Annotated in this window: 21 protein-coding genes; 18 read left to right on the forward strand and 3 right to left on the reverse strand. The window is 66.5% G+C overall.

The window, feature by feature from the left end; all coding sequences use genetic code 11:
* Positions 1-95 precede the first annotated feature (95 nt).
* The 8 genes from ABNQ38_RS14930 to ABNQ38_RS14965 all read left to right on the forward strand — a co-directional run bounded on the left by ABNQ38_RS14930 (position 96) and on the right by ABNQ38_RS14965 (position 7,246).
* Complete coding sequence (locus ABNQ38_RS14930; RefSeq protein WP_377809102.1) at positions 96-443, forward strand: RidA family protein; 348 nt, start codon at positions 96-98, stop codon at positions 441-443.
* 229 nt (positions 444-672) lie between these two features.
* Positions 673-2,814, forward strand: a complete 2,142-nt coding sequence (gene fusA / locus ABNQ38_RS14935; RefSeq protein ID WP_377809103.1) for an elongation factor G — start codon at positions 673-675, stop codon at positions 2,812-2,814.
* 362 nt (positions 2,815-3,176) lie between these two features.
* Complete coding sequence (locus ABNQ38_RS14940) at positions 3,177-3,653, forward strand: tetratricopeptide repeat protein (protein WP_377809104.1); 477 nt, start codon at positions 3,177-3,179, stop codon at positions 3,651-3,653.
* A 282-nt stretch (positions 3,654-3,935) separates the two neighbouring features.
* Positions 3,936-4,304, forward strand: a complete 369-nt coding sequence (gene rpsM / locus ABNQ38_RS14945; protein ID WP_012974491.1) for a 30S ribosomal protein S13 — start codon at positions 3,936-3,938, stop codon at positions 4,302-4,304.
* 15 nt (positions 4,305-4,319) lie between these two features.
* Positions 4,320-4,718 (forward strand): 30S ribosomal protein S11, encoded by a 399-nt coding sequence (gene rpsK / locus ABNQ38_RS14950; RefSeq protein ID WP_012974490.1) that lies wholly within the window; start codon positions 4,320-4,322, stop codon positions 4,716-4,718.
* Between the two features lie 192 nt (positions 4,719-4,910).
* A complete protein-coding gene (locus ABNQ38_RS14955; RefSeq protein ID WP_377809105.1) occupies positions 4,911-5,927 on the forward strand; it encodes a DNA-directed RNA polymerase subunit alpha in 1,017 nt (338 codons plus the stop codon).
* Positions 5,928-6,087: 160 nt separating this feature from the next.
* Complete coding sequence (rplQ, locus tag ABNQ38_RS14960; protein ID WP_109049822.1) at positions 6,088-6,516, forward strand: 50S ribosomal protein L17; 429 nt, start codon at positions 6,088-6,090, stop codon at positions 6,514-6,516.
* 151 nt (positions 6,517-6,667) lie between these two features.
* Entirely contained in the window at positions 6,668-7,246 is a 579-nt protein-coding gene (locus ABNQ38_RS14965; RefSeq protein ID WP_098739538.1) for a YqaA family protein, read from the forward strand.
* Between the two features lie 65 nt (positions 7,247-7,311).
* On the opposite strand, the gene ABNQ38_RS14970 is transcribed toward ABNQ38_RS14965, so the two are convergent.
* Positions 7,312-7,584, reverse strand: a complete 273-nt coding sequence (locus ABNQ38_RS14970; RefSeq protein WP_109049823.1) for a hypothetical protein — start codon at positions 7,582-7,584, stop codon at positions 7,312-7,314.
* 124 nt (positions 7,585-7,708) lie between these two features.
* Between ABNQ38_RS14970 and ABNQ38_RS14975 the strand changes: the two genes are divergently transcribed.
* Positions 7,709-8,074 carry a hypothetical protein gene (locus tag ABNQ38_RS14975; protein WP_377809106.1) on the forward strand — a complete coding sequence of 122 codons (366 nt, stop codon included), beginning with the start codon at positions 7,709-7,711 and terminating at the stop codon, positions 8,072-8,074.
* Positions 8,075-8,084: 10 nt separating this feature from the next.
* Positions 8,085-9,404, forward strand: a complete 1,320-nt coding sequence (locus ABNQ38_RS14980) for a replication-associated recombination protein A (RefSeq protein ID WP_377809107.1) — start codon at positions 8,085-8,087, stop codon at positions 9,402-9,404.
* 73 nt (positions 9,405-9,477) lie between these two features.
* Here ABNQ38_RS14980 and ABNQ38_RS14985 read toward each other — a convergent pair whose 3' ends face one another.
* Positions 9,478-9,705, reverse strand: a complete 228-nt coding sequence (locus ABNQ38_RS14985) for a hypothetical protein (protein WP_109449252.1) — start codon at positions 9,703-9,705, stop codon at positions 9,478-9,480.
* Positions 9,706-9,880: 175 nt separating this feature from the next.
* Entirely contained in the window at positions 9,881-10,738 is an 858-nt protein-coding gene (locus tag ABNQ38_RS14990; protein WP_377809108.1) for a cell envelope integrity EipB family protein, read from the reverse strand.
* 108 nt (positions 10,739-10,846) lie between these two features.
* Here ABNQ38_RS14990 and ABNQ38_RS14995 point away from each other — a divergent pair, with 108 nt between their 5' ends.
* The 8 genes from ABNQ38_RS14995 (at position 10,847) to ABNQ38_RS15030 (ending at position 21,061) form a co-directional block, all read left to right on the forward strand.
* Positions 10,847-11,875, forward strand: a complete 1,029-nt coding sequence (locus tag ABNQ38_RS14995) for a 2-hydroxyacid dehydrogenase (protein ID WP_377809109.1) — start codon at positions 10,847-10,849, stop codon at positions 11,873-11,875.
* A gap of 283 nt (positions 11,876-12,158) precedes the next feature.
* Positions 12,159-12,875, forward strand: a complete 717-nt coding sequence (locus tag ABNQ38_RS15000) for a GGDEF domain-containing protein (RefSeq protein WP_377809110.1) — start codon at positions 12,159-12,161, stop codon at positions 12,873-12,875.
* 302 nt (positions 12,876-13,177) lie between these two features.
* Complete coding sequence (locus ABNQ38_RS15005; RefSeq protein WP_098739544.1) at positions 13,178-13,585, forward strand: response regulator; 408 nt, start codon at positions 13,178-13,180, stop codon at positions 13,583-13,585.
* Positions 13,586-13,626: 41 nt separating this feature from the next.
* Positions 13,627-15,021: a PleD family two-component system response regulator gene (locus ABNQ38_RS15010; RefSeq protein ID WP_377809111.1), complete on the forward strand. Its 1,395-nt coding sequence runs from the start codon at positions 13,627-13,629 to the stop codon at positions 15,019-15,021.
* Positions 15,022-15,126: 105 nt separating this feature from the next.
* Positions 15,127-15,792 carry a phosphatase PAP2 family protein gene (locus ABNQ38_RS15015; protein WP_377809112.1) on the forward strand — a complete coding sequence of 222 codons (666 nt, stop codon included), beginning with the start codon at positions 15,127-15,129 and terminating at the stop codon, positions 15,790-15,792.
* A 204-nt stretch (positions 15,793-15,996) separates the two neighbouring features.
* Positions 15,997-19,500 carry a DEAD/DEAH box helicase gene (locus ABNQ38_RS15020; protein WP_377809113.1) on the forward strand — a complete coding sequence of 1,168 codons (3,504 nt, stop codon included), beginning with the start codon at positions 15,997-15,999 and terminating at the stop codon, positions 19,498-19,500.
* A gap of 221 nt (positions 19,501-19,721) precedes the next feature.
* Complete coding sequence (locus tag ABNQ38_RS15025) at positions 19,722-20,528, forward strand: enoyl-CoA hydratase (protein WP_377809114.1); 807 nt, start codon at positions 19,722-19,724, stop codon at positions 20,526-20,528.
* Positions 20,525-21,061 carry a CoA-binding protein gene (locus tag ABNQ38_RS15030; protein WP_377809115.1) on the forward strand — a complete coding sequence of 179 codons (537 nt, stop codon included), beginning with the start codon at positions 20,525-20,527 and terminating at the stop codon, positions 21,059-21,061. The genes ABNQ38_RS15025 and ABNQ38_RS15030 overlap by 4 nt, the downstream gene beginning before the upstream one ends.
* The last annotated feature ends 11 nt before the right edge of the window (positions 21,062-21,072 follow it).

Raw genomic sequence — 21,072 nt, forward strand, 5'->3', positions numbered from 1 at the left:
CGGCGGATGCGCATTTTTTTCTTCGCGCGCGGCCCCGAATGGCATAGACGTACCCGCATCTATTTCAGCCCCCCGGAACCCGGAGTCTTTCCGTCATGTCGATCCAGCGCTTCCACACCGGACCGCGCATGAGCCAGATGGTCGTCCACAAGGACACGGTCTTTCTCGCCGGTCAGGTCGCCGACGAGCCGACGCCCGACGTCGAACATCAGACCATCCAGATTCTGGCCCAGATCGACGCCCTGCTGGCGGAAGCGGGCAGCGACAAGAGCAAGCTGCTGTCGGCCACCATCTATCTGGCCGACATTGCCAGCTTCGGCGCGATGAACAAGGCCTGGGACGCCTGGGTCGATCCGGCCAATCCGCCGGCCCGCGCCACGGTGGAAGCCAAGCTGGCCGCACCCCAGTATCTCGTTGAAATTCAGGTCACCGCTGCTAAATAAGGCGGCGGAAACGGGGCGACCCGGCAGCCTCGGTTGGGGTGTGCCGGCGTGGCCCGAACGCTGTGAGGGCCGCGCGCTTCAATATTCCGACAAATTGCTTGTCGGTTTACGGAATGTTAATGACGCCTTAACAGATCGCCCGTAAAACCCCGACCAACCTCTGCCGCCGAAGCGGACGACCCCTGACGGTCGCGCTTCGGTTGTCGCGTTACTGCAATGGAACCGCAACATGCCGCGCCAAACGCCACTGTCTGACATTCGGAACATCGGCATCATCGCCCACGTCGACGCGGGCAAGACGACGACCACCGAGCGCATTCTGTACTACACCGGTCGCAAGCACACGATCATCGACGTCCACGAGACGAAGGATCTGAAGACGTCGACGACGACCGACTACATGGAGCAGGAGCAGAAGCGCGGCATCACCATCCAGTCGGCCGCGGTTTCGACCTTCTGGCGCGAGAAGAAGATCAACGTCATCGACACCCCGGGCCACGTCGACTTCACCATCGAGGTGAACCGTTCGCTGCGCGTGCTCGACGGTGCCGTGGTTGTGTTCGACGGCGTCGCCGGCGTGGAGCCGCAGTCGGAGACCAACTGGCGTCTGGCCGACAACTACAACGTGCCGCGTATCTGCTACGTCAACAAGATGGACCGTTCGGGCGCGAACTTCCAGCGTTGCGTCAGCATGATCAAGAGCCGCCTGAACGCCCGCCCGGTCTGCATCCAGGTCCCGCTCGGCTCGGAAGACAACTTCCGCGGCATGGTCGATCTGGTCGAGATGAAGGCGTATGTCTGGTTCTCGGACGACAAGGACGCCAAGTGGGAGATCTGGGAGATCACCGACGATCTCGCCCAGAAGCTCAACCTGACCGTTAAGGAAGACCTCGACAACATCGCCAGCATCCCGGCGCTCCGCGCCGAGCTGGTCGACACCGCGCTCGAGCAGGACGACGCGGCGATGGAAGCCTACCTGGAGTCGGGTGAGGATCCGTCGGCCGACGTGCTGCGCGCCTGCCTGCGCAAGGGCACCATCACCAGCGCCTTCACGCCGGTGCTCTGCGGCTCGTCCTACAAGAACAAGGGCGTCTGCCAGGTTCTGGACGCGGTCGTCGATCTGCTGCCGGCCCCGACCGACGTCGAGGCCATCAAGACGGTGGACGAGGACGGCAACCCGAACGGCGAGCGTCTCAGCTCCGACGACGCGCCCTTCTCGGCGCTGGCCTTCAAGGTCCTGAACGACACCTACGGCTCGATGACCTTCGTCCGCGTCTATTCGGGCGTGCTGACCAAGGGCATGTCGATCCTGAACTCGACCCGCGGCAAGCGCGAGAAGATCGGCCGCATGGTCGAGATGTACGCGAAGGACGCCAACCCGATCGAGGAAGCCCGCGCCGGCGACATCATCGCGCTCGTCTCCCTGCAGGAGACCGAGACCGGTGACACACTGTGCGACGCCTCCGCGCCGGTGATCCTGGAGCGCATGCGCTTCCCAGACCCCGTCATCAGCGTCTCGGTCGAGCCGAAGACCAAGGGCGAGCAGGAGAAGTTCTCGATCGCGCTCGGCAAGATGGTCCGCGCCGATCCGTCGCTCCGCCTGGAGACCGACCGTGAAACCGGCCAGACCATCCTGCGCGGCATGGGCGAGCTGCACCTGGAAGTGACGCTCGACCGCATGCGCACGGAGTTCGGCGTGGAAGGCAACATGGGCAAGCCCCAGGTCGCCTACCGCGAGACGATCACCAAGCCGGTCGAATACACCTACACCCACAAGAAGCAGACCGGTGGTTCGGGCCAGTTCGCCGAGGTGAAGATCGTCTTCGCGCCGCGCGAGCGGGGCGAGGGCTTCGAGTTCCTCGACGAGACCGTCGGCGGCACGGTTCCGCGCGAATACGTTCCGTCGGTCAAGAAGGGCCTGGAGATGCAGAAGGAAGACGGCGTCCTCGCCGGCTACCCGACTGTGGACTTCAGCGCCCGCCTGGTGGACGGCAAGTACCACGACGTCGACTCGAACGCTCTGACGTTCGAAATCGCCGCCAAGGCCTGCTTCCGCGAGGCTCTGCCGAAGGCCGGTCCGATCCTGCTCGAGCCGGTCATGAAGGTCGAGATCGTCACCCCCGACGACTATCTGGGCGACGTCATCGGCGACGTGAACCGTCGTCGCGGCACCGTCCTGGGCCAGCTGGAGCGTGGTTCGAACATCGCCGTCGAGGCCAATGTCCCGCTGAACGAAATGTTCGGCTACATCGGCCAGCTGCGCGGCATGACCTCGGGCCGTGCGTCCTACACGATGGAGTTCAGCCACTACGAGCCGGTGCCGCGCAACGTCACCGACGAAATCGTGGCCGGCCGCAACAAGGCCGCCTGATCGCTTGGCTCCGACTCTTCGGGGCTGGCAATCGGGAGACATCCGGTAAAGCAGACGGCCGGCGGAGCGATCCGCCGGCCGTTCGCCGTTTCAAGGGACGATGGATGGAAACAGCGGCATAAGGCCTTCCGTTCCATGCCGATCCGTCGTCTGCACCGATGGCATACGGGACATAGGCCGGCGGCCTAAGGCACCGGGGCGGCGGTCAATGACCAATTCATTATCGTTTTGCAACCAAAAAATAGTTGGCAGTTCGGCGAATCCGTGCCCAAATTTGGAGCATGACGATTCGACGCTTCTTTTCCTTGACTGTGCTTTTGACGCTGACCCTCGGGGTGCCGGCCGGGGCAGGGCAGGGGAACATGCGTCTGGACAGTCTTTTCCAGGCTTTGAACACCACCACCGACGCGACCTATGCCGAATCGGTGGAGGAGCATATCTGGGACTTCTGGCTCGATCATCCCGACCCGGTGATGGTACGCGACATGCGCGCCGGGGTGAACAGCCTGAACGGCGACGACTACGATTCGGCCCTGCACGCCTTCGACGCCGTGGTCGCCCGTGACCCGTCCTATGCGGAAGGTTGGAACAAGCGCGCCGCCACCCACTACATGCTGGGCGACTACCGCGGCGCCATGTTGGATCTGCATCACGCGCTGTCGCTGGAACCCCGCCATTTCGGGGCGCTGGTGGAGTTGGGGTTGGTCTATCTGGCTTTGGGCGACGAGAGGCCTGCTTTGCGTGCCTTCGACGCGGCGCTGAAGATCAATCCGCATCTGGCACGGGTTCGGGCGCAGGCCGATGCGATCCGCAATCGCCGGGCGGGAACCGATCTGTAGCGTTCATGCCGGGTCTTTCGTTCGCTGTCCTGGCATTGTTGCTGCCTGTCCCGATCGTCGTTCGGGTGCCGGTTCCCGCCGAATGACCGGCGGCCGGGGGGCGTCGGTAATCGGCCTTGACAAGTTCCAGGGTTTTCCTATAGTCGCACCCTCTCGCCGCCCCGCGTGGGTGGCGGGTAACATTGTGCGTTCCCGGTCCCGGTCTTGTGTCGGGTGGGATTTGCTCGGTGTGTAGGCGGCCCGACGGGCTGCCGTTGAGATATCGAGACTGAGGAGAGTAGCGTGGCGCGTATTGCTGGCGTCAACATCCCCGCGCAGAAGCGCGTGGAGATCGGGTTGACCTACATCCATGGCATCGGCCCCTTCAAGGCCAAGGAAATCTGCGCGAAGCTGGAAATCCCGGCCGAGCGTCGCGTGAATGAGCTGACGGACGACGAAGTCCTGAAGATCCGCGAGACCATCGACGCCGACTACCGCGTCGAGGGCGATCTTCGTCGCGAAGTCGCGATGAACATCAAGCGTCTGATGGACCTGGGCTGCTACCGCGGCCTGCGTCACCGCAAGGGCCTGCCGGTCCGCGGCCAGCGCACCCACACGAACGCCCGTACCCGCAAGGGTCCGGCCAAGCCGATCGCCGGCAAGAAGAAGTAAGAGGACGAACGCAAAATGGCCAAGCCCTCCGCCGCTTCTCAGCGCCTGCGTCGTCGCGAGCGCAAGAACATCACCGCCGGCGTCGCTCACGTGAACGCCTCGTTCAACAACACGATGATCACCATCACCGACGCGCAGGGCAACACCATTGCTTGGTCGTCGTCGGGCACCATGGGCTTCAAGGGTTCGCGCAAGTCGACGCCCTACGCTGCCCAGGTCGCTGCCGAGGACGCTGGCCGCAAGGCTCAGGAACACGGCATGAAGACCCTGGAAGTCGAGGTAAAGGGTCCGGGTTCGGGGCGTGAGTCCGCGCTCCGCGCCCTGCAGTCGATCGGCTTCCAGATCACGTCGATCCGCGACGTCACGCCGATCCCGCACAACGGCGTTCGCCCGCCGAAGAAGCGCCGCGTCTGATCTGTAGTCGGCGATCGGATTCACGCTTCAAACCGATTTCGATTTTCAGCGATCCGATCCAGTACCGTTTCCGCACCCGCGGGGACCAGCCGTTCCGGGACAGGGGGCCGCAGCCATCGCGGCCCCCCCAGCATGGGAATGGTTCGGGCCCCGCGGGTTCGTGTTCACCCGATGGCATCTTGAGGTCGATCCGTGCTTCAGAAGAACTGGCAGGAACTGATTAAGCCGAGCAAGCTGGACATCCAGCCCGGTGACGACGTTGACCGCTTCGCGACCGTGGTCGCCGAGCCGCTGGAACGCGGCTTCGGTCTGACGCTGGGCAACGCGCTGCGCCGCATCCTGCTCTCCTCGCTGCAGGGTGCCGCCGTCACGTCGATCCACATCGACGGCGTGCTGCACGAGTTCTCGTCCATCCCCGGCGTCCGCGAGGACGTGACCGACATCGTCCTGAACATCAAGACGATGGGTCTGCGCATGGGCGGCGACGGCCCGAAGCGCATGCGTCTGCGCGCCGAAGGCCCGGGCGAGGTCAAGGCCGGCATGATCGAGACCGGTCCCGACATCCAGGTCATGGATCCGGAACTGATCATCTGCACGCTCGACAACGGCGCGCGGCTGAACATGGAACTGACGGTCGAGACCGGCAAGGGCTACGTCCCGGCCAGCCAGAACCGTCCGGAAGACGCGCCGATCGGCCTGATTCCGATCGACGCCCTGTTCTCCCCGGTCCGCAAGGTGTCCTACAAGGTCGACAATGCCCGCGTCGGGCAGGTCACCGACTATGACCGCCTGTCGATGACGGTTGAGACCAACGGTTCGGTCAAGCCGGACGACGCGGTGGCTCTCGCCGCCCGCATCTTGCAGGACCAGCTGCAGCTGTTCATCAACTTCGAGGAGCCGACGCACGCTGTCTCCGAGGAGAAGCACGAGGAGGTTCCGTTCAACAAGAACCTGCTCCGCAAGGTGGACGAGTTGGAGCTGTCGGTCCGTTCGGCCAACTGCCTCAAGAACGACAACATCGTCTACATTGGCGATCTGGTGCAGAAGACGGAGGCGGAAATGCTCCGCACCCCGAACTTCGGCCGCAAGTCGCTGAACGAGATCAAGGAAGTGCTGTCCCAGATGGGCCTGCACCTCGGTATGGAAATCCCGAACTGGCCGCCGGAGAACATCGAAGAGCTGGCCAAGCGTCTGGAAGAGCCGTACTAAGCATCTCGCCGTTTGCCGCGTCCCGTCCGTCTCCGGGTGGGAGGGGCGCATTCCCCAGGGCCGCCACGGCCCGACCCGGCTGCCGTACCAGCATTACGACTGGGCGGCGGGGTTCACGATCGGCTCCCCGAGGGGGGCCATGCCATGAAGGAGGACCGCCATGCGTCACGGCGTTTCGGGACGTAAGTTCAGCAAGACCAGCAGCCACCGCAAGGCCATGTTCTCGAACATGGCGAACGCGGTGATCAAGCACGAGCAGATCACCACCACCCTGCCGAAGGCGAAGGACCTGCGTCCGATCGTCGACAAGCTGATCACGCTTGGCAAGAAGGGTGGCCTGGCCAACCGTCGTCTGGCTTTCGCCCAGCTGCGCGACAACGAGACGGTGACCAAGCTGTTCACCGTCCTGGCCGATCGCTACAAGGACCGCCAGGGTGGCTACAGCCGCGTCCTGAAGGCCGGCTTCCGCTACGGCGACGCCGCCGACATGGCGGTGTTCGAGCTGGTCGAGCGTGATGTTTCGGCCAAGGGTCAGAACTCTGGCCCGACGCAGGACGTCGCCGAGGCCGAAGGCGAGACCGCCGAGTAACATGACCGGCAATCGCGCCGGTCTCACGCCCTGTGCGGCATCGGGTCCCAGGGCCCCGTATCGCACAGGACGGGATCGCCGATATCGGTGATATATTAGGCCCTTCCTCCGGTTCACCGGAGGAAGGGTTTTCTCATTTGTGGCCGGTCAAATGTTGCGTTCTCTTTACACACGCCTCCAGCGCCTGTCCGCCCGCGACGATGCCGTCTGGTGGATGTCGGCGATCTCCTTCGCCGAGAGCTCCTTCTTTCCATTGCCGCCGGACGTGATGCTGGTGCCGATGTGTCTGGAGAAGCCGAAGAGGCTGTGGTTCTACACCAACATCTGCGCCTTCGCGTCGCTGCTCGGCGGAATGCTGGGCTATGCGCTGGGCTTCTATCTGTTCGAGAGCGTCGGGCGGATGATCATCGACTTCTACAACGCGCAGGAGTCGTTCCAGCATTTCCAGGAGATGTTCTCCGAGTTCGGCCCCTGGTTCCTGATCCTGAAGGGGGTGACGCCGATCCCCTACAAACTGCTGACGATCACCGCCGGCTTCGCCCATCTCGACCTGACGGTCTTCATCCTCTGTTCCATCGTTGCGCGCTTTTCCCGCTTCTACATGATCGCCATCCTGCTGCACTTCTACGGTCCGCAAGTTCAGCACATCATCGAAAAGCGCCTGATGCTGGTTGCCACCGTCCTGCTGGTCGTGGTGGTCGGCGGCCTCCTCAGCTTCAAGTTCGTCTGAACGCCTGGGAGTGCGATCGCTTCGGGCGGAAATGCCCGAAGCGTGGATCACACGGTTCCCTCTATTCAGTCCGGCATGCCCTGGTCCTGGCGGTCGCGCCGGGACGGGGGCAGGGCGTCGCGGTCGGCGCGGTCGCGGCGCACGATCAGCACGATGGCGACCGCCACGAACAGACCGCCCAGCAGAGGTACGATCATCTCGCCCATGCCGATGTTGGGCAGCGCCAGCACGCGCGAGGCCAGCATGACGAGGCCGAGGACGAGCAGCGCAAGCAGCAGCCGCAAGGACCGGTGGCGCGGCGGGTTGCGTGTCGATCTGCCGTCCGATTCCGGTGTCATTTCAGTCATTCCCTTCTTGCTACGGTTATCGGCATAGTGGGGACCGAATGGGGGATGGTCCAGAGGGGTGTGGCATTCCGTCATGCCAAAGGCCATTCCCACAACAAGAACAATAGGAGCCGTCGTGGCTATGTTCCGTCCGGTCCGTCTCGTTGCCCCGCTCGTGGTCGTGGCTCTGCTCGGTCTGTCGGCCTGCGCCGATCCGGCCTCGCGCCCCGCCGCCGGCCCGGCCCCCACCGTTACCGTGGTCCCGGGACCGTCCACCCCGCGCGCCGGCGCCGACGACCAGTCGCTGCGGATCGACGGGGGCACCGGTGCCGGCGCGTCCTGCCAGGCCCAGTGCGAGCGCAGCCACAATTCCTGCATGGACTCGGTCGCGGCCCGCAACCAGGGCGGCATCGACCGCACAGACTCGACTCCCTTCAGCCCGACCGACAATTGCAGCTACCAGCTGAAGCAGTGCTACCAGCGCTGCACCTCGGTGCGCTGAGGCGGCGGTCATGGCAAAACGCGGCGAGTCGGGCGGAGATGCCGGGCTGTTCTCTGCGGCGGCTCCCCGTCCGCTCGCCGACCGGCTGCGCCCGCGCACACTGGACGAGGTCGTCGGGCAGGACCATCTGCTGAAGCCCGACGGTCCGCTGGGCCGCATGGTCGCGGCGCGGCGGCTGGCCTCCATGATCCTGTGGGGGCCGCCCGGCTGCGGGAAGACCACAATCGCCCGCCTGCTGGCCCACAGCACCGACCTGCATTTCGAACCGCTGTCGGCGGTGTTCTCCGGTGTCGCCGACCTGCGCAAGGTCTTCGACGCCGCGCGCGCCCGCCGGGTGGCGGGGCAGGGCACGCTGCTGTTCATCGACGAGATCCACCGCTTCAACCGGTCCCAGCAGGATGGCTTCCTGCCCTTCGTCGAGGACGGCACCGTCACGCTGGTCGGCGCCACCACCGAGAATCCGTCCTTCGAACTGAACGCCGCCTTGCTGTCGCGGGCGCAGGTGTTCGTGCTCAACCGGCTGGACGACACTGCGCTGGAAAAGCTGCTGTCGCGGGCCGAGGCGGAGATGGGTCGGCCGCTGCCGCTGGACGCCGATGCGCGTGCCGCGGTGAAAGCGATGGCCGATGGCGACGGCCGTTTCTGCCTGAACCTGTGCGAGGAGCTGTTCGCGCTTCCGGGTGAGACGATTCTCGACACCAATGCGCTCGCCGCCACCATCCAGCGCCGCGCCCCGCTTTACGACAAGTCGCAGGAAGGGCATTACAACCTCATCAGCGCCTTGCACAAGTCGCTGCGCGGATCCGACACCGATGCTGCCCTCTACTGGTACAGCCGCATGCTGGACGGCGGCGAGGACCCGCGCTACATCGCGCGGCGTCTGACCCGCTTCGCGGTGGAGGACATCGGGCTGGCCGACCCCAACGCGCTGACCCAGGCGGTTGCCGCGTGGGAGGCCTATGAACGGCTGGGCAGCCCGGAGGGCGAACTGGCTCTGGCACAGCTGGTCATCTATCTGGGGACGGCGCCGAAGTCGAACGCCGGCTATACCGCCTACAAGGCGTCGGTGCGGGCGGCGAAGGAGACCGGCTCGCTGATGCCGCCCAAGCATATCCTGAATGCACCGACCAAGCTGATGAAGACCATCGGCTACGGCAAGGGTTACGAGTACGACCACGACACGGCGGAGGGCTTCTCCGGCCAGAATTATTTCCCCGACGGCATGGCGCGGCGCGAGTTCTATCAACCGGTGGAGCGCGGTTTCGAACGCGATCTGCGCAAGCGGCTGGACTATTGGGCCAAGCTGCGCGAGCGGCGGGGAGAGGAATAGGCAAAGCGATTTCGCCCTGTCCTACGCCAACGCGCGGGACAGGGCGAATGACTTGCCCGAAAACAAATGGCTTTTACGCCGCCATCCCATCGGCCGGGGCCGAGGCGATCAGGCGGTAATGGCTGGTGTCGGCGAGGACCGAACAGCTCAGGGTCTTCGAGACGCCCTCGTCCTCGGTGCTGACGACGCGGGCGTGGGGGATGCCCAGCAGGTTGACCGTTGCCGTCACCCGCCAACCGCGGCCGGCGGCGCTGCCGACCGGTTGGAAGACCTGCCCGATCTGGACATGCTTCTTGCTCATGACGGAAAACCCTCGGACGGCCGGTCACCCATGGGGGAGTCGGCCTGTTGCGCAAAACTCAACCGACAGTTAAGCGCAGCAACATGTCGCGATCAACAGGGAAACCGTCGAATATCCCACAGGCCGGTAAACGCACGGTGAAATGTCACGGCCGGCCGGTGTGTCAGCAGCGTTCTCAGCAGCCCGATTTCGGCAGAGCCTCGATCTTCTCCAGCACGGCGTTGACGGTGAAATCGCCATAGTCGATCTGCATGGACTCGGCGATGCCGTTTTCCAGCAGATGCAGGCTCATCTCATATTCCGGCTGGGCCGAATCGCTCTGCACCGGGAAGAAAGCCATGCGGACCGGCCAGGCCTTGCCCACCTTCAGCAGCGGATCCTTGCCAGCGTCCTTCGGCGCACCGGACTTGCCGACGACGGTCGACACCTCGGTCGGGCCCTCCGCGTCGGAACCGTCGAAGATGGTGCGGGTGAAGAAGGGCTCCTTGCGTTCGGCATGATCCAGGATCGCCAGCGTGTGGGCGGTCGGGAACATGGTGCCGGCCGGCAACTCCATCTCCTGCGGATCGGGCTTGGTGAACTGGGCGCTGCCGGCGCCGCCTTCGCTCAGGTTCGCCTCGCCGCGCACCTCCTCGTCGACCTCGCCGTTCACCAGCTTGCGGACGTTGAAGCGGTAGCGCAGACCGTTCTTCGCCTCCCACGTCGTGTAGTTGGTGTTCATCGCCATGTCCTCGCCCTCGCTGTAGACGAAGCGCAGCTGGAAGCGCTGCTCCGTCGTCCAGCCGTCGCAGGCGTCGGCCCATTCGAACATCATGCGGCCGCGAACGTCGCTGACCTTCGAGCCGTTGCGTGCCGACCCCAGCGACATGGCGTAGATCGCCCGGTGGGGCTGGATCTTGGCCGCCACCGCCGCCAGCGAGGTCGCGGCCGGCTGAGCCAGGACAGGGGAGGCCGCGAGAAGCGCACCGGCGGAAACGGCGGCTGCGAAGACCGCACCAACGGTTGCCGGAAGGGCAGAGAGACGGTCGAGCAAGACGGGATCCACAGGTGATTGACGGCTCTTGGTGGAGTATGGGTGTTTTTGCCGCGGTCCGAAAGGCCCGCCACCCGAATGTCCTATCAATGGAAGGGAACCGCCGGAATGACAAGCCCTGCCGAGGTGCAGCCCGTGACGCAGTCGGACAGTCCCGCCGCCGACTCCTCCGCCCGGCCCGTGCTGCTGCTGACCCGCCGCCTTCCCGACGCGGTGGAGGCGCGGGCGTCGCGCGACTACCGGGCGGTGCTCAACCCGGAGGACCGCGCCTTCAGCGGACAGGAGATCGCCGCCCGCGCCGCGGAGGTCGGGGCCGATGCCGTACTCTGCTGTGCCGGCGACCGGCTGGACGCCGCCGCCATCGCCACCCTGCCGCAGAGCGTTCGGGTGCTGGCGACCTTCTCGGTCGGCACCGACCACATCGACCTGGAGGCGGCGCGCGCCCGCGGCCTGACCGTCACCAACACGCCGGACGTGCTGACCGACGCCACGGCCGACATCGCCCTGCTTCTGCTTCTGGGCGCGGCGCGGCGCGCCTCGGAGGGCGAGCGGATGATCCGGGCCAACGCCTGGACCGGCTGGACCCCGACCCAACTGATGGGCACCCATGTCGGGGCCAAGCGGCTGGGCATCGTCGGCATGGGCCGCATCGGGCAGGCGGTGGCGGCCCGCGCGCGCGCCTTCGGCATGACCATCCATTACAGTAACCGCCGTCGCTTGGCCCCGGAGCTGGAGCTAGGTGCCACCTACCATGCCGATCCCGAGGCGATGCTGCCGGTGTGCGATGTCCTGTCGCTTCATTTCCCGGCTACGGCGGAAACCCGACATTGGCTGAACGCCGAACGGATCGAACGACTGCCGCCCGGCGCCATCCTGATCAACACCGCGCGCGGCAGCGTGGTGGACGACGGCGCGGTGATTGATGCGCTGAAGCGGGGGCGCCTCGCGGCGGCTGGGCTCGACGTGTTCGAGAACGAGCCGAACCTGCATCCCGGCTACTGCGACCTGCCCAACGCCTTCCTGCTGCCGCATCTGGGCAGCGCTACGGTGGAAACGCGGAACGCCATGGGGTTCAAGGCGCTGGACAATGTCGACGCGGTGACAGCCGGCCGGCCGGCGCCGGACCGGGTGGTGTGACGGGAGGGTGGAGCCTTTTGCCGGCCGTCCTCCGCTGCCTGCCCACCACTGCCTGTCATCGTTTGCCCGGCATCCCCGGCAGGGATTTCCTGCCCCGAACGATTGGAGTGGGCAGAAGATGCCGGTCTGGTGGGAAAGAGGCTCCACCCCTGCCGGATGATCCACCGGCGCAATCCGCCGGAAATGCATAAAATGCTTGGTATCTCCGGGGTGCGGCGCGTTGGCACGGGGGCTGCATAGAGGACGGCGAAGTGTTCCGACCTTCATCAGAGGAGCCGACCCCATGAACGCCATCGTCGCCGCCCTGGACCTGAAGCATCACGCCGCCGACCGTTTCGACGTGCCGGCAGGCTGGTCGCCGGTCGCGCTGGCCTCGCGCGTCGGGCTTCTGCGGGGGACCGAGCGCCAGACGCTGGACGAGACGATCGCGTTGCTCGCCGAAGCAAAAGATACGATCGCCGAGTTGCAGGAGCGTGTCGCCTACCTGGAAAGCCTGACGATGACGGACGAGCTGACCGGCCTCCTGAACCGGCGCGGCTTCTACAGCCACTTCCGGCGCGAACTGGCCTCGGCCCGGCGCAATGGCACCGCTGGCGGGCTGCTGGTCATGATCGACTTGGATGGCTTCAAGGCCATCAACGATACCCACGGCCATGTCGCCGGCGACGCCTATCTGCGGCAGGTGGCCCGGATGATCGTCGGCAATGTCCGGCAGGAGGATGTCGTCGCCCGGCTGGGTGGCGACGAATTCGCCGTGCTGCTGACCAACACCGACACCGCCAACGGCCTCGCCCGCGCCCGCCAACTGGCCGCCATCGCCGATGCCACCCATGTCGAGTGGGGTGGCCAAGCCCTGCCGGTCCGCTTCTCCGTCGGCACCCAGCCTTATGGCGCCGAGGACAGCGAGGACGAGGTGATGCGCCGCGCCGACGCCATGATGTATGGCGCCAAGGGCGCCCGCCGCCGCGACGCCAAGCGCAAGGCAAAGCGGGCGGCCTGAGGAGGCCGGCGGCGCTCGTAATTGCTGTTTTGGACAATCGAGACCGCCCGCGTCCGCCGCGGGCGGTTTTCCGTTTTCCGACAGGGCGATCGCAGTCCGATAAGGGATGCCGGCCAGCGGTTCGGTAACGACTATTTAACCGTCGCGACCTAATCAGAAAGGGGGTATACCGGATCTGCGGTCCCGCAACCGCGCCTTTGGCCTACCGGCCGGGGGAAGCGCGTCCGCGGTGCGTAAGGTGCGGCATCGGACCGCGTGAACGGGACAGCGTGAACGGCGGGGGTCACACCCAGGGAGGATGCATGCCAGCGGAGCCGTGCGGACCATTGGAGACCGGTGGTAAGCCGACCAAGACCGTCCTCATCGTCGAGGACAACGAGCTGAACATGAAGCTCTTTCATGACCTGCTCGAAGCGCACGGCTATGGCACGCTGCAGACCCGCGAAGGCATGGAGGCGATGCGTCTGGCCCGCCTGCATCGTCCCGACCTGATCCTGATGGACATCCAGCTGCCCGAAGTGTCGGGGCTGGAGGTCACCCGCTGGATCAAGGACGATCCGGAGTTGAAGAGCATCCCGGTCGTCGCCGTCACCGCCTTCGCCATGAAGGGCGACGAAGAGAAAATCCGTCAGGGCGGCTGCGAGGACTATGTGGCGAAGCCCATCTCGGTCGTGAAATTCCTTGAGACAGTCAAGAAGTTTCTCGGATAAGTCGCTTTCATCTGTACCAATTCTGCAGGATTTCCCTTCCGATGTCCGCGCGTGTCCTTGTTGTCGATGACGTTCTGCCCAATGTGAAGCTGCTCGCGGCAAAGCTGACGCGCGAATACTTCAATGTGCTGACCGCCTTCAACGGACCCGACGCGCTGGAGATGGTGCGGACGGAATCGCCCGACATCGTCCTGCTGGACGTCATGATGCCGGGCATGGACGGGTTCGAGGTCTGCGAGAAGATCCGCTCCGACCCCGCCACCATGCACATCCCGGTGGTGATGGTCACGGCGCTGTCCGACATCGCCGACCGCGTCCGCGGGCTGGAGGCGGGAGCCGACGATTTCCTGACCAAGCCGGTGAACGACATCGCGCTGTTCGCGCGCGTCCGCTCGCTGGTGCGGCTGAAGATGATGATGGACGAGTGGCGCCTGCGCGAAACCACGTCGGGCCAGTTCGGCGTCATCGAGCGCAGCGGCACCATGCTGAGCGAGTCTTTCGAGCGCGCAAGCGTGCTGGTGCTGGAGGATTCCGCGCTCGACCTCGAAAAGATCACGGACACGCTGGAGCGCGACCACAACACGGTGACCTCCGCCGACACCTGCGCCAAGGCGTTGGAACGTGCACTGGGCAGCCCGCTCGATCTGGTGGTGGTCAGCCTGACCCTGCTGAACGAGGACGGGCTGCGGCTCTGCTCGCAGCTGCGCTCGCATGAGCGCACCCGGCAAGTGCCGATCCTACTGATGGTCGACGACGGCGACCTCGGGCAAGTGGCGAAGGGGCTGGAGCTCGGCGCCAACGATTACGTCATCAAGCCGGTCGACCGGAACGAACTGCTGGCCCGCGCCCGCACCCAGATCCGGCGCAAGCGCTATCAGGAACGGCTGCGTTCCAATTACGAGCAGAGCCTGTCGATGGCGCTGACCGACAGCCTGACCGGTGTCTTTAACCGCCGCTACGTCAACGCCCATCTGCCCCGGCTGCTGGAGCGCGCCATCGACAGCCACAAGCCGGTGTCGGTGCTGATGTTCGACATCGACCACTTCAAGGTGGTCAACGACACCTACGGCCACGCCATCGGCGACGAGGTGCTGCGCGAGGTTTCCGCCCGCGCCAGCCGCAACCTGCGCACCTTCGACCTCGTCGCCCGGCTGGGCGGCGAGGAATTCATCGTCATCCTGCCGGACACCGACGGCGAAGCGGCGCTGATCGTCGCCGAGCGCCTGCGTTCGCGCATCGCCGACTTCCCCTTCGCCGTCTCGGCCGACCGCGGCGAGATCAGCGTGACGGTGTCGATCGGTATCTCCATCGGCGGCCGGCTGGGCGATACCGCCGAGGGTCTGGTCCGCCGGGCCGACGAGGCGCTGTACGAGGCCAAGCGTTCCGGCCGCAACTGCGTGATCGCCGACGCCCGCGCCGACCAGTTGGAGGGTTGAGGGGCGGACCGGGCGTCCGCACCCCTTTTTCGTCCCCTTGCTGTCCCTGCTGCGCCGCACCATGTGGCAAAGCCGTTCCTTTCCACCGGCATCATTGGGGATCCGATGCTCGCCACCGCCAGCGGCGCCATCACCCATCTGGGCAGCAGCAGCCTTCTCGTTCCACTGTCCGCCCTCTATGCGACCGCGCTGTGGCGGCACCACTCGGCGCCGCTGGCGCTGCGCTGGCTGCTGGCCCTGGCGCTCTGCCTTGGCGCGATGGTCGTGCTGAAGCTGATCGGGCATGGCTGCGGCCTGCCGGACTTTCCACTGTTCCCCTCGCTGTTCGCCGGCGACCGCTTCATCAGCCCCAGTGGCCACGCCGCCTTTTCCGCCGTCTTCTACGGGTCGGTGTCGGCGCTGGCCGCGCGCAATGCTGACTCGCGCTGGCTGCGCATCGGCCTGCCGCTGGCGGCGGTGGCGCTGGTGCTGGCTATCGGGGCCTCGCGCATCGCTGTCTCGGCCCATTCCGGGGCGGAAGTGGTGGCCGGCCTGACCATCGGCGGGCTGTCGGCCCTGCTGTTCCTGTGGAGCAGCCGCAACGACGGCGCCCCGCGGCTGCGTCCCTCTCCCTGGCTGGCGGGTGCGATGGTGCTCGGGCTCGCCCTGCTGGTCCATGCCGGCGACCCGTCCTTCGTGGAGGGGACCATCCGCTGGGCCGCCCATCAGATCGGCAGCGGGGCCGGCCTGTGCGAGCTGGCCGGCCGCGTCTTCCCCGGCAGCCGCGGATAAGTCACCAACCGGGGTGAAGCCGGCGGCGTCCTGTGTTATGACGGACGGCCGCGCACGGTCCCGCCAACACGGTGCCGTTCACGTCAATGCTTAAGCCAAAGGCTTGCGCTGCGCCGCGTAAGATCCTATACCGACGCCCCGTTTCCGTTCCGTTCCATTTCTGCGCCCAATCCTTCCAAACTGCCCTGGTCACCCCCGCACCGCATGTCGCTCTTCGATGCCTTGCCGCGTGGCCCTTCGTCGGGTGGCGCCGCCGTCCCCTTCGGTCAGGATGACCTGACGCGCGTCTTCGATGCCAAGACGCTGCAGCGCGGCCGCACGCTGATGATGACGGGTGCGGTGACGCTGGGTGCGCCCGGCAGCGACCGGATCGAGGCGGAGGTCAGCGACCTCGGCCGCCGGCTGTCGGTGACGGTGACCCCGGTGCAGGGCAAGCGCAGCGTGGTGCTCGACCGCACCTGTTCCTGTGGCCGCAACGCCTGCGCCCACATGGCGGCGGCGGCGATGCTGGCGCTGGAAAGCCGTCCGGAATGGCGCCGGGCCTCCCTGTTCGACGTGGCCGACGTGAAGGCGCCGCTCGCCCCGCCTCCTCCTCCGCCGGTTCCGGTCGCATCCCCGCCGGTCGCTGCCGCCACTGTGCAGCCATCGGCGCCTCTTCCTGTGCCGCCGGCTGCTGCCAAACCCCCGCTCACCCTGGTCCGCCCGCCGGTTGCACCGCCGGTCCGCAGCGTGTCGCCACCCCCGCCGCCACCACCCCCCGCCCCCAAGCCGGAGCCGGTGCGCAGCCTGCGCTGGATTCTGGAGCCGGGGCAGGGCGATGTCGCCTGCTATATCCTGGCGGAGTTCGTGGCCGAGGGTTCTGCCGACAGCAGCCCCGCCACGCCGCGCGACGTGCTGGCCAAGGCGCCGCGCTCGCTGGACGGCGATGCCGACCGCGCCATCGCTCGTCTGCTCGGCGGTGGCGGCACCGAGCGCACCCCCGTCGCCAAGAGCCGGGGCGAGGCGGTGGACCGCCTGCTGCGCCGTCTGCTCTCCACCGGCCGCCTGCGCTGGCGCGACGGCACCCCGCTGGCCGAGGCGCCGGGCCGCACTGTTCGCACCTTCCGCGACCCGGCCACGCGCAAGCTGCGCCCGACCGGCCTGCCCGAACGCAGCGTGCTGGTGAAGGGCCAGTCCTACTGGTGCGTCGACAGCGCCACCGGCACCGTCTTCCCGGTCGATCTCCAGGTGGTGGAGGTGCCGAAGGCCAAACCGGTGCCGCCCGCCCCGCCGCCGGTGCCGTCGAAGGCGAACCCGTCGCGCCTGTTCGGTCCGTCGCGCAGTGGTGTCGCGTCGATGCCGCGCATCACTCCTCCACCTCCGTCAATTTCCACGCCCAGCTTCCGCGACAGCGGCATTCCCGGCGTGCGCAGCGGGGCGGCGGATGCCGCGGCCATCGTCGAGCGCTCCCCCCGCATCATCGCCCGCCTTGGCCGCGTGGTGACGCCGGCCGATGGGCTGGTCGACGTGCTGCGCCTGTCCTTCGACTATGGCGAACCCGGCAACGCGGTGGAGATCGAGCCCGACGACCAGCGCCAGTTCGCCCGCTACGAGGATGAGTTCAACGAGGTCACCTTCGTCCGCCGCGACAAGGCCGACGAGCAGGCGGCGCTGGACCGGCTGTCCGGCCTCAGCTTCGCCCAGGCGCGGATCGAGCCGCCCAAGGGTGCCTTGAACGCCCGTGGCTCGCGTGTCCACTGGCTGACCGGGCGGGACGTCGAGGAGCGCTGGCAGCATTTCCTGACCAACGAGGTCCCCGCCCTGACCAAGGCCGGCTGGATCATGGAGGTCGGCGCCGATTTCGGCACCAAGGTGATCGAGCCGGGCGCCGAGGTCGAGGTGGCGGTTCGCGATGCCGGCGACGGCTGGTTCGATCTGGATGTCGGTGTCGAGATCGACGGCGAGCGCCAGCCGCTTCTCCCCATCCTCTCCCGTCTGGTCGAGAAGGGCGGCCTGTCGACCACCCGCATCATCGATGGCCGCGCCCACATCGTTCTCGACGATGGCAACGTCCTGGCACTGCCGGCCGAGCGGATCGAGCGGCTGCTCAGCGTTCTGGAAGCGATGCTGGACAGCGGGCGCAGCAGCGGCGACCGGCTGAAGGTGCCGCTGGCCGAGGCCGATTCGCTGCTGGACATCGACGACCTGATCGCCCGGCGCGGCGACGAGACGGCGCAGATCGACGGCTATCTCCAGCGCCTGCGCGCCGACGAGATGCCGGGCGACATGACCCCGCCGCCGGGCTTCAAGGGCGAACTGCGTGACTACCAGCGCGGCGGCCTCGCCTGGATGCAGAGCCTGCGCGCCAACAACGTCGCCGGAATCCTGGCCGACGACATGGGCCTCGGCAAGACCGCCCAGACGCTGGCCCACATCGCCATGGAAGAGCATGAGGGCCGGCTGACCGAGCCCTGCCTAGTGGTGGTGCCGACCAGCCTCGTGCCGAACTGGGTGGCGGAATCGGAACGCTTCACCCCGCATCTGCGCGTCGTCGTGCTGCATGGCATCGACCGTCACGGCAAGCTGTCGGAGATCGACCGCGCCCACATCGTGGTGACCACCTATGGCGTGGTGGCGCGCGACGTCGATCTGCTGAAGCGCCTGACCTGGCACATGATCGTGCTGGACGAGGCGCAGGCGATCAAGAATCCCGACGGCAAGGCGACCCGCGCCGTGGCGGCGCTGCCGGCGCGGCATCGGCTCTGCCTGTCCGGCACGCCGGTGGAGAACAATCTGGGCGAGCTGTGGAGCCAGTTCGCCTTCCTGATGCCGGGCCTGCTGGGCGACCGCAAGGAGTTCGGCAAGCGCTACCGCGTGCCCATCGAGAAGCGCGGCGACAACACCCGCGCCAACCTGCTGATGCGCCGCATCCGCCCCTTCCTGCTCCGTCGCACCAAGGAGGCGGTGGCGAAGGAGCTGCCGCCGAAGACCGAGGTGGTGGTGCGCATCGACCTGGAACGCGACCAGCGCGACCTCTACGAGACCATCCGCCTGTCGGTGAACGAGACAGTGCGCGCGGCGCTGGCCGCCAGCGGCAAGGGGCTGGGCCAGAACGCCATCGCGGTGATCGACGCGCTTCTGAAGCTGCGGCAGGTCTGCTGCGATCCGCGCCTGCTGAAATCCATCGCCGCGCTGGGCGGCAAGGCGCGGCCGAGCGCCAAGCTGCACGCCCTGACCGAGATGGTGAAGGAGATGGTGCCGGAAGGCCGGCGCATCCTGATCTTCTCGCAGTTCACCACCATGCTCGACCTGATCAAGCTGGAGCTGGAGAAAGCGAGCATCCCCTATGTCGAGCTGACCGGCCGCACGCTGGACCGTGCCGAACCGGTGAACCGCTTCCAGAACCGCGAGGTCCCGGTCTTCCTGATCAGCCTCAAGGCCGGTGGCCGCGGCCTGAACCTGACCGCCGCCGACACGGTGATCCATTACGATCCCTGGTGGAACCCGGCCGCCGAGGATCAGGCGACCGACCGCGCCTATCGCATCGGCCAGGACAAGCCGGTCTTCGTCTACAAGCTGATCGCCGCCAACACGGTGGAGGAGCGCATCCTCGACCTCCAGCGCCGAAAGGGCAGCCTGTCCGACGCCACCATCGAAGGAAAGGGACTGGTCAGCGCGCTGGACGGCGGCGACATCGACTATCTGCTCGGAGACGGGGAGGAGGAGTAGGGGGACGCTTGTTCGATGGAAGCGGCGACGCCATCTTTTCGCGAAAATTCCCTACTAAATTAGAAGATTTTTATAGCAGTCCCACAAAGGTAATCGTTGAAATCCTCTGCTGCATGTCGTCTCATCCTTCCTGCCTTGCAGGTTCCCCGTGTTGCCCGCAGGCCCGGCGCGGTAAGCTGCCCGCGGTGCAAAAACCGAAGACGCACGGGAGGACAACAACCATGAGCGCCGCAGTCACCACCCACGATCCCAACCAGCCGCTGGTCTTGCGCGAGGACCGCGACGGGGTCGCCACGCTGACGCTGAACCGGCCGAAGGCGCGCAATGCGCTGTCGGTCGGGCTGATGGCGGCGTTGCAGGACGCGCTGGATGCCATCGACGAGGATCGCTCCGTGCGCGCCGTGGTGCTGGCCGGGGCCGGTGGGGCCTTCTGTGCCGGGCACGACCTGAAGGAGATGCGCGCCGCCCCGTCGCGTGAGCTGTACGAGGCGCTGTTCACCCAGTGCTCGCGCCTGATGCTGACGATCAACCGCATCCGCCAGCCGGTGATCGCCAAGGTTCGCGGCGTGGCGACCGCCGCAGGCTGTCAGCTGGTGGCGACCTGCGATCTGGCCTATTGCGAGGAGGACGCGCGCTTCGCGACTCCGGGTGTGAATATCGGGCTGTTCTGCTCGACGCCGATGGTGGCGCTGACCCGTGCGGTCGGGCGCAAGGCGGCGATGGAGATGCTGCTGCTGGGCGACCTGATCGACGCGGAGGCGGCGGAGCGCATCGGCCTCGTCAACCGCGCGGTGCCGGCCGACCAGCTGGACGAGGTGGTGGCCGGCGTCGCCGCCAAGATCGCGTCGAAGTCGCCGCTGACGCTCGCCACCGGCAAGGAGGCCTTCTATCGCCAGATCGATCTGGACGTCGAAGGCGCCTATGCCTACGCCGCCAAGGTGATGACCGAGAACATGATGGCGCAGGACGCCGCCGAAGGCATCGACGCCTTCCTCGGCAAGCGCACGCCGGTCTGGTGCGGGCAATGAGCGGCTCCAGGACGAGCGACCAGACAATCACCGAGCCGGCCGACTACACCGACGCCTTCCTGCGCGGCGTCCTGGAAAGCGCGAAGAGCATTGCCGTGGTCGGTGCCAGCGCCGATCCGGTGAAGGCCAGCTTCTTCGTGATGAAGTATCTGCGCGACAAGGGCTACACCGTCATCCCGGTCAACCCGAAGATGGCGGGACAGACCATCCTCGGCCTGCCGGTCTACGCCAGCCTGAAGGATTTGCCGGAGCCGCCGGACATGGTCGACATCTTCCGCAATTCGGCCGCCGCCGGCGGGGTGACGGACGAGGCCATCGCGGCGGGTGCCAGGGTGGTGTGGATGCAGCTCGGCGTCCGCAACGACGAGGCGGCGGCACGTGCCCAGGCTGCCGGCCTGACCGTGGTGATGGACCGCTGTCCGAAGATGGAAATCCAGCGCCTTTACGGCGAGATCGGCCGGATCGGGGTCAATTCCAACGTGCTGGTGACGCGCCGCAGGGCGCCGACGAAATCGTTCAAAAAACTGATCTGAAAAACCGGGGG

It is taken from the genome of Azospirillum sp. A29 (assembly GCF_042604625.1).
Taxonomy (GTDB): domain Bacteria; phylum Pseudomonadota; class Alphaproteobacteria; order Azospirillales; family Azospirillaceae; genus Azospirillum; species Azospirillum palustre.

Coding starts and splice junctions, on each gene's coding strand:
- fusA (WP_377809103.1), top strand. CDS start 673: ATGCCGCGCCAAACGCCACTGTCTGACATTCGGAACATCGGCATCATC.
- ABNQ38_RS15025 (WP_377809114.1), top strand. CDS start 19,722: ATGAGCGCCGCAGTCACCACCCACGATCCCAACCAGCCGCTGGTCTTG.
- ABNQ38_RS14985 (WP_109449252.1), bottom strand. CDS start 9,705: ATGAGCAAGAAGCATGTCCAGATCGGGCAGGTCTTCCAACCGGTCGGC.
- ABNQ38_RS15015 (WP_377809112.1), top strand. CDS start 15,127: ATGCTCGCCACCGCCAGCGGCGCCATCACCCATCTGGGCAGCAGCAGC.
- ABNQ38_RS14930 (WP_377809102.1), top strand. CDS start 96: ATGTCGATCCAGCGCTTCCACACCGGACCGCGCATGAGCCAGATGGTC.
- ABNQ38_RS15010 (WP_377809111.1), top strand. CDS start 13,627: ATGTCCGCGCGTGTCCTTGTTGTCGATGACGTTCTGCCCAATGTGAAG.
- ABNQ38_RS15005 (WP_098739544.1), top strand. CDS start 13,178: ATGCCAGCGGAGCCGTGCGGACCATTGGAGACCGGTGGTAAGCCGACC.
- rplQ (WP_109049822.1), top strand. CDS start 6,088: ATGCGTCACGGCGTTTCGGGACGTAAGTTCAGCAAGACCAGCAGCCAC.
- ABNQ38_RS15020 (WP_377809113.1), top strand. CDS start 15,997: ATGTCGCTCTTCGATGCCTTGCCGCGTGGCCCTTCGTCGGGTGGCGCC.
- ABNQ38_RS14970 (WP_109049823.1), bottom strand. CDS start 7,584: ATGACACCGGAATCGGACGGCAGATCGACACGCAACCCGCCGCGCCAC.
- rpsK (WP_012974490.1), top strand. CDS start 4,320: ATGGCCAAGCCCTCCGCCGCTTCTCAGCGCCTGCGTCGTCGCGAGCGC.
- ABNQ38_RS14965 (WP_098739538.1), top strand. CDS start 6,668: ATGTTGCGTTCTCTTTACACACGCCTCCAGCGCCTGTCCGCCCGCGAC.
- ABNQ38_RS15030 (WP_377809115.1), top strand. CDS start 20,525: ATGAGCGGCTCCAGGACGAGCGACCAGACAATCACCGAGCCGGCCGAC.
- ABNQ38_RS14995 (WP_377809109.1), top strand. CDS start 10,847: ATGACAAGCCCTGCCGAGGTGCAGCCCGTGACGCAGTCGGACAGTCCC.
- ABNQ38_RS14940 (WP_377809104.1), top strand. CDS start 3,177: ATGCGTCTGGACAGTCTTTTCCAGGCTTTGAACACCACCACCGACGCG.
- ABNQ38_RS14980 (WP_377809107.1), top strand. CDS start 8,085: ATGGCAAAACGCGGCGAGTCGGGCGGAGATGCCGGGCTGTTCTCTGCG.
- ABNQ38_RS15000 (WP_377809110.1), top strand. CDS start 12,159: ATGAACGCCATCGTCGCCGCCCTGGACCTGAAGCATCACGCCGCCGAC.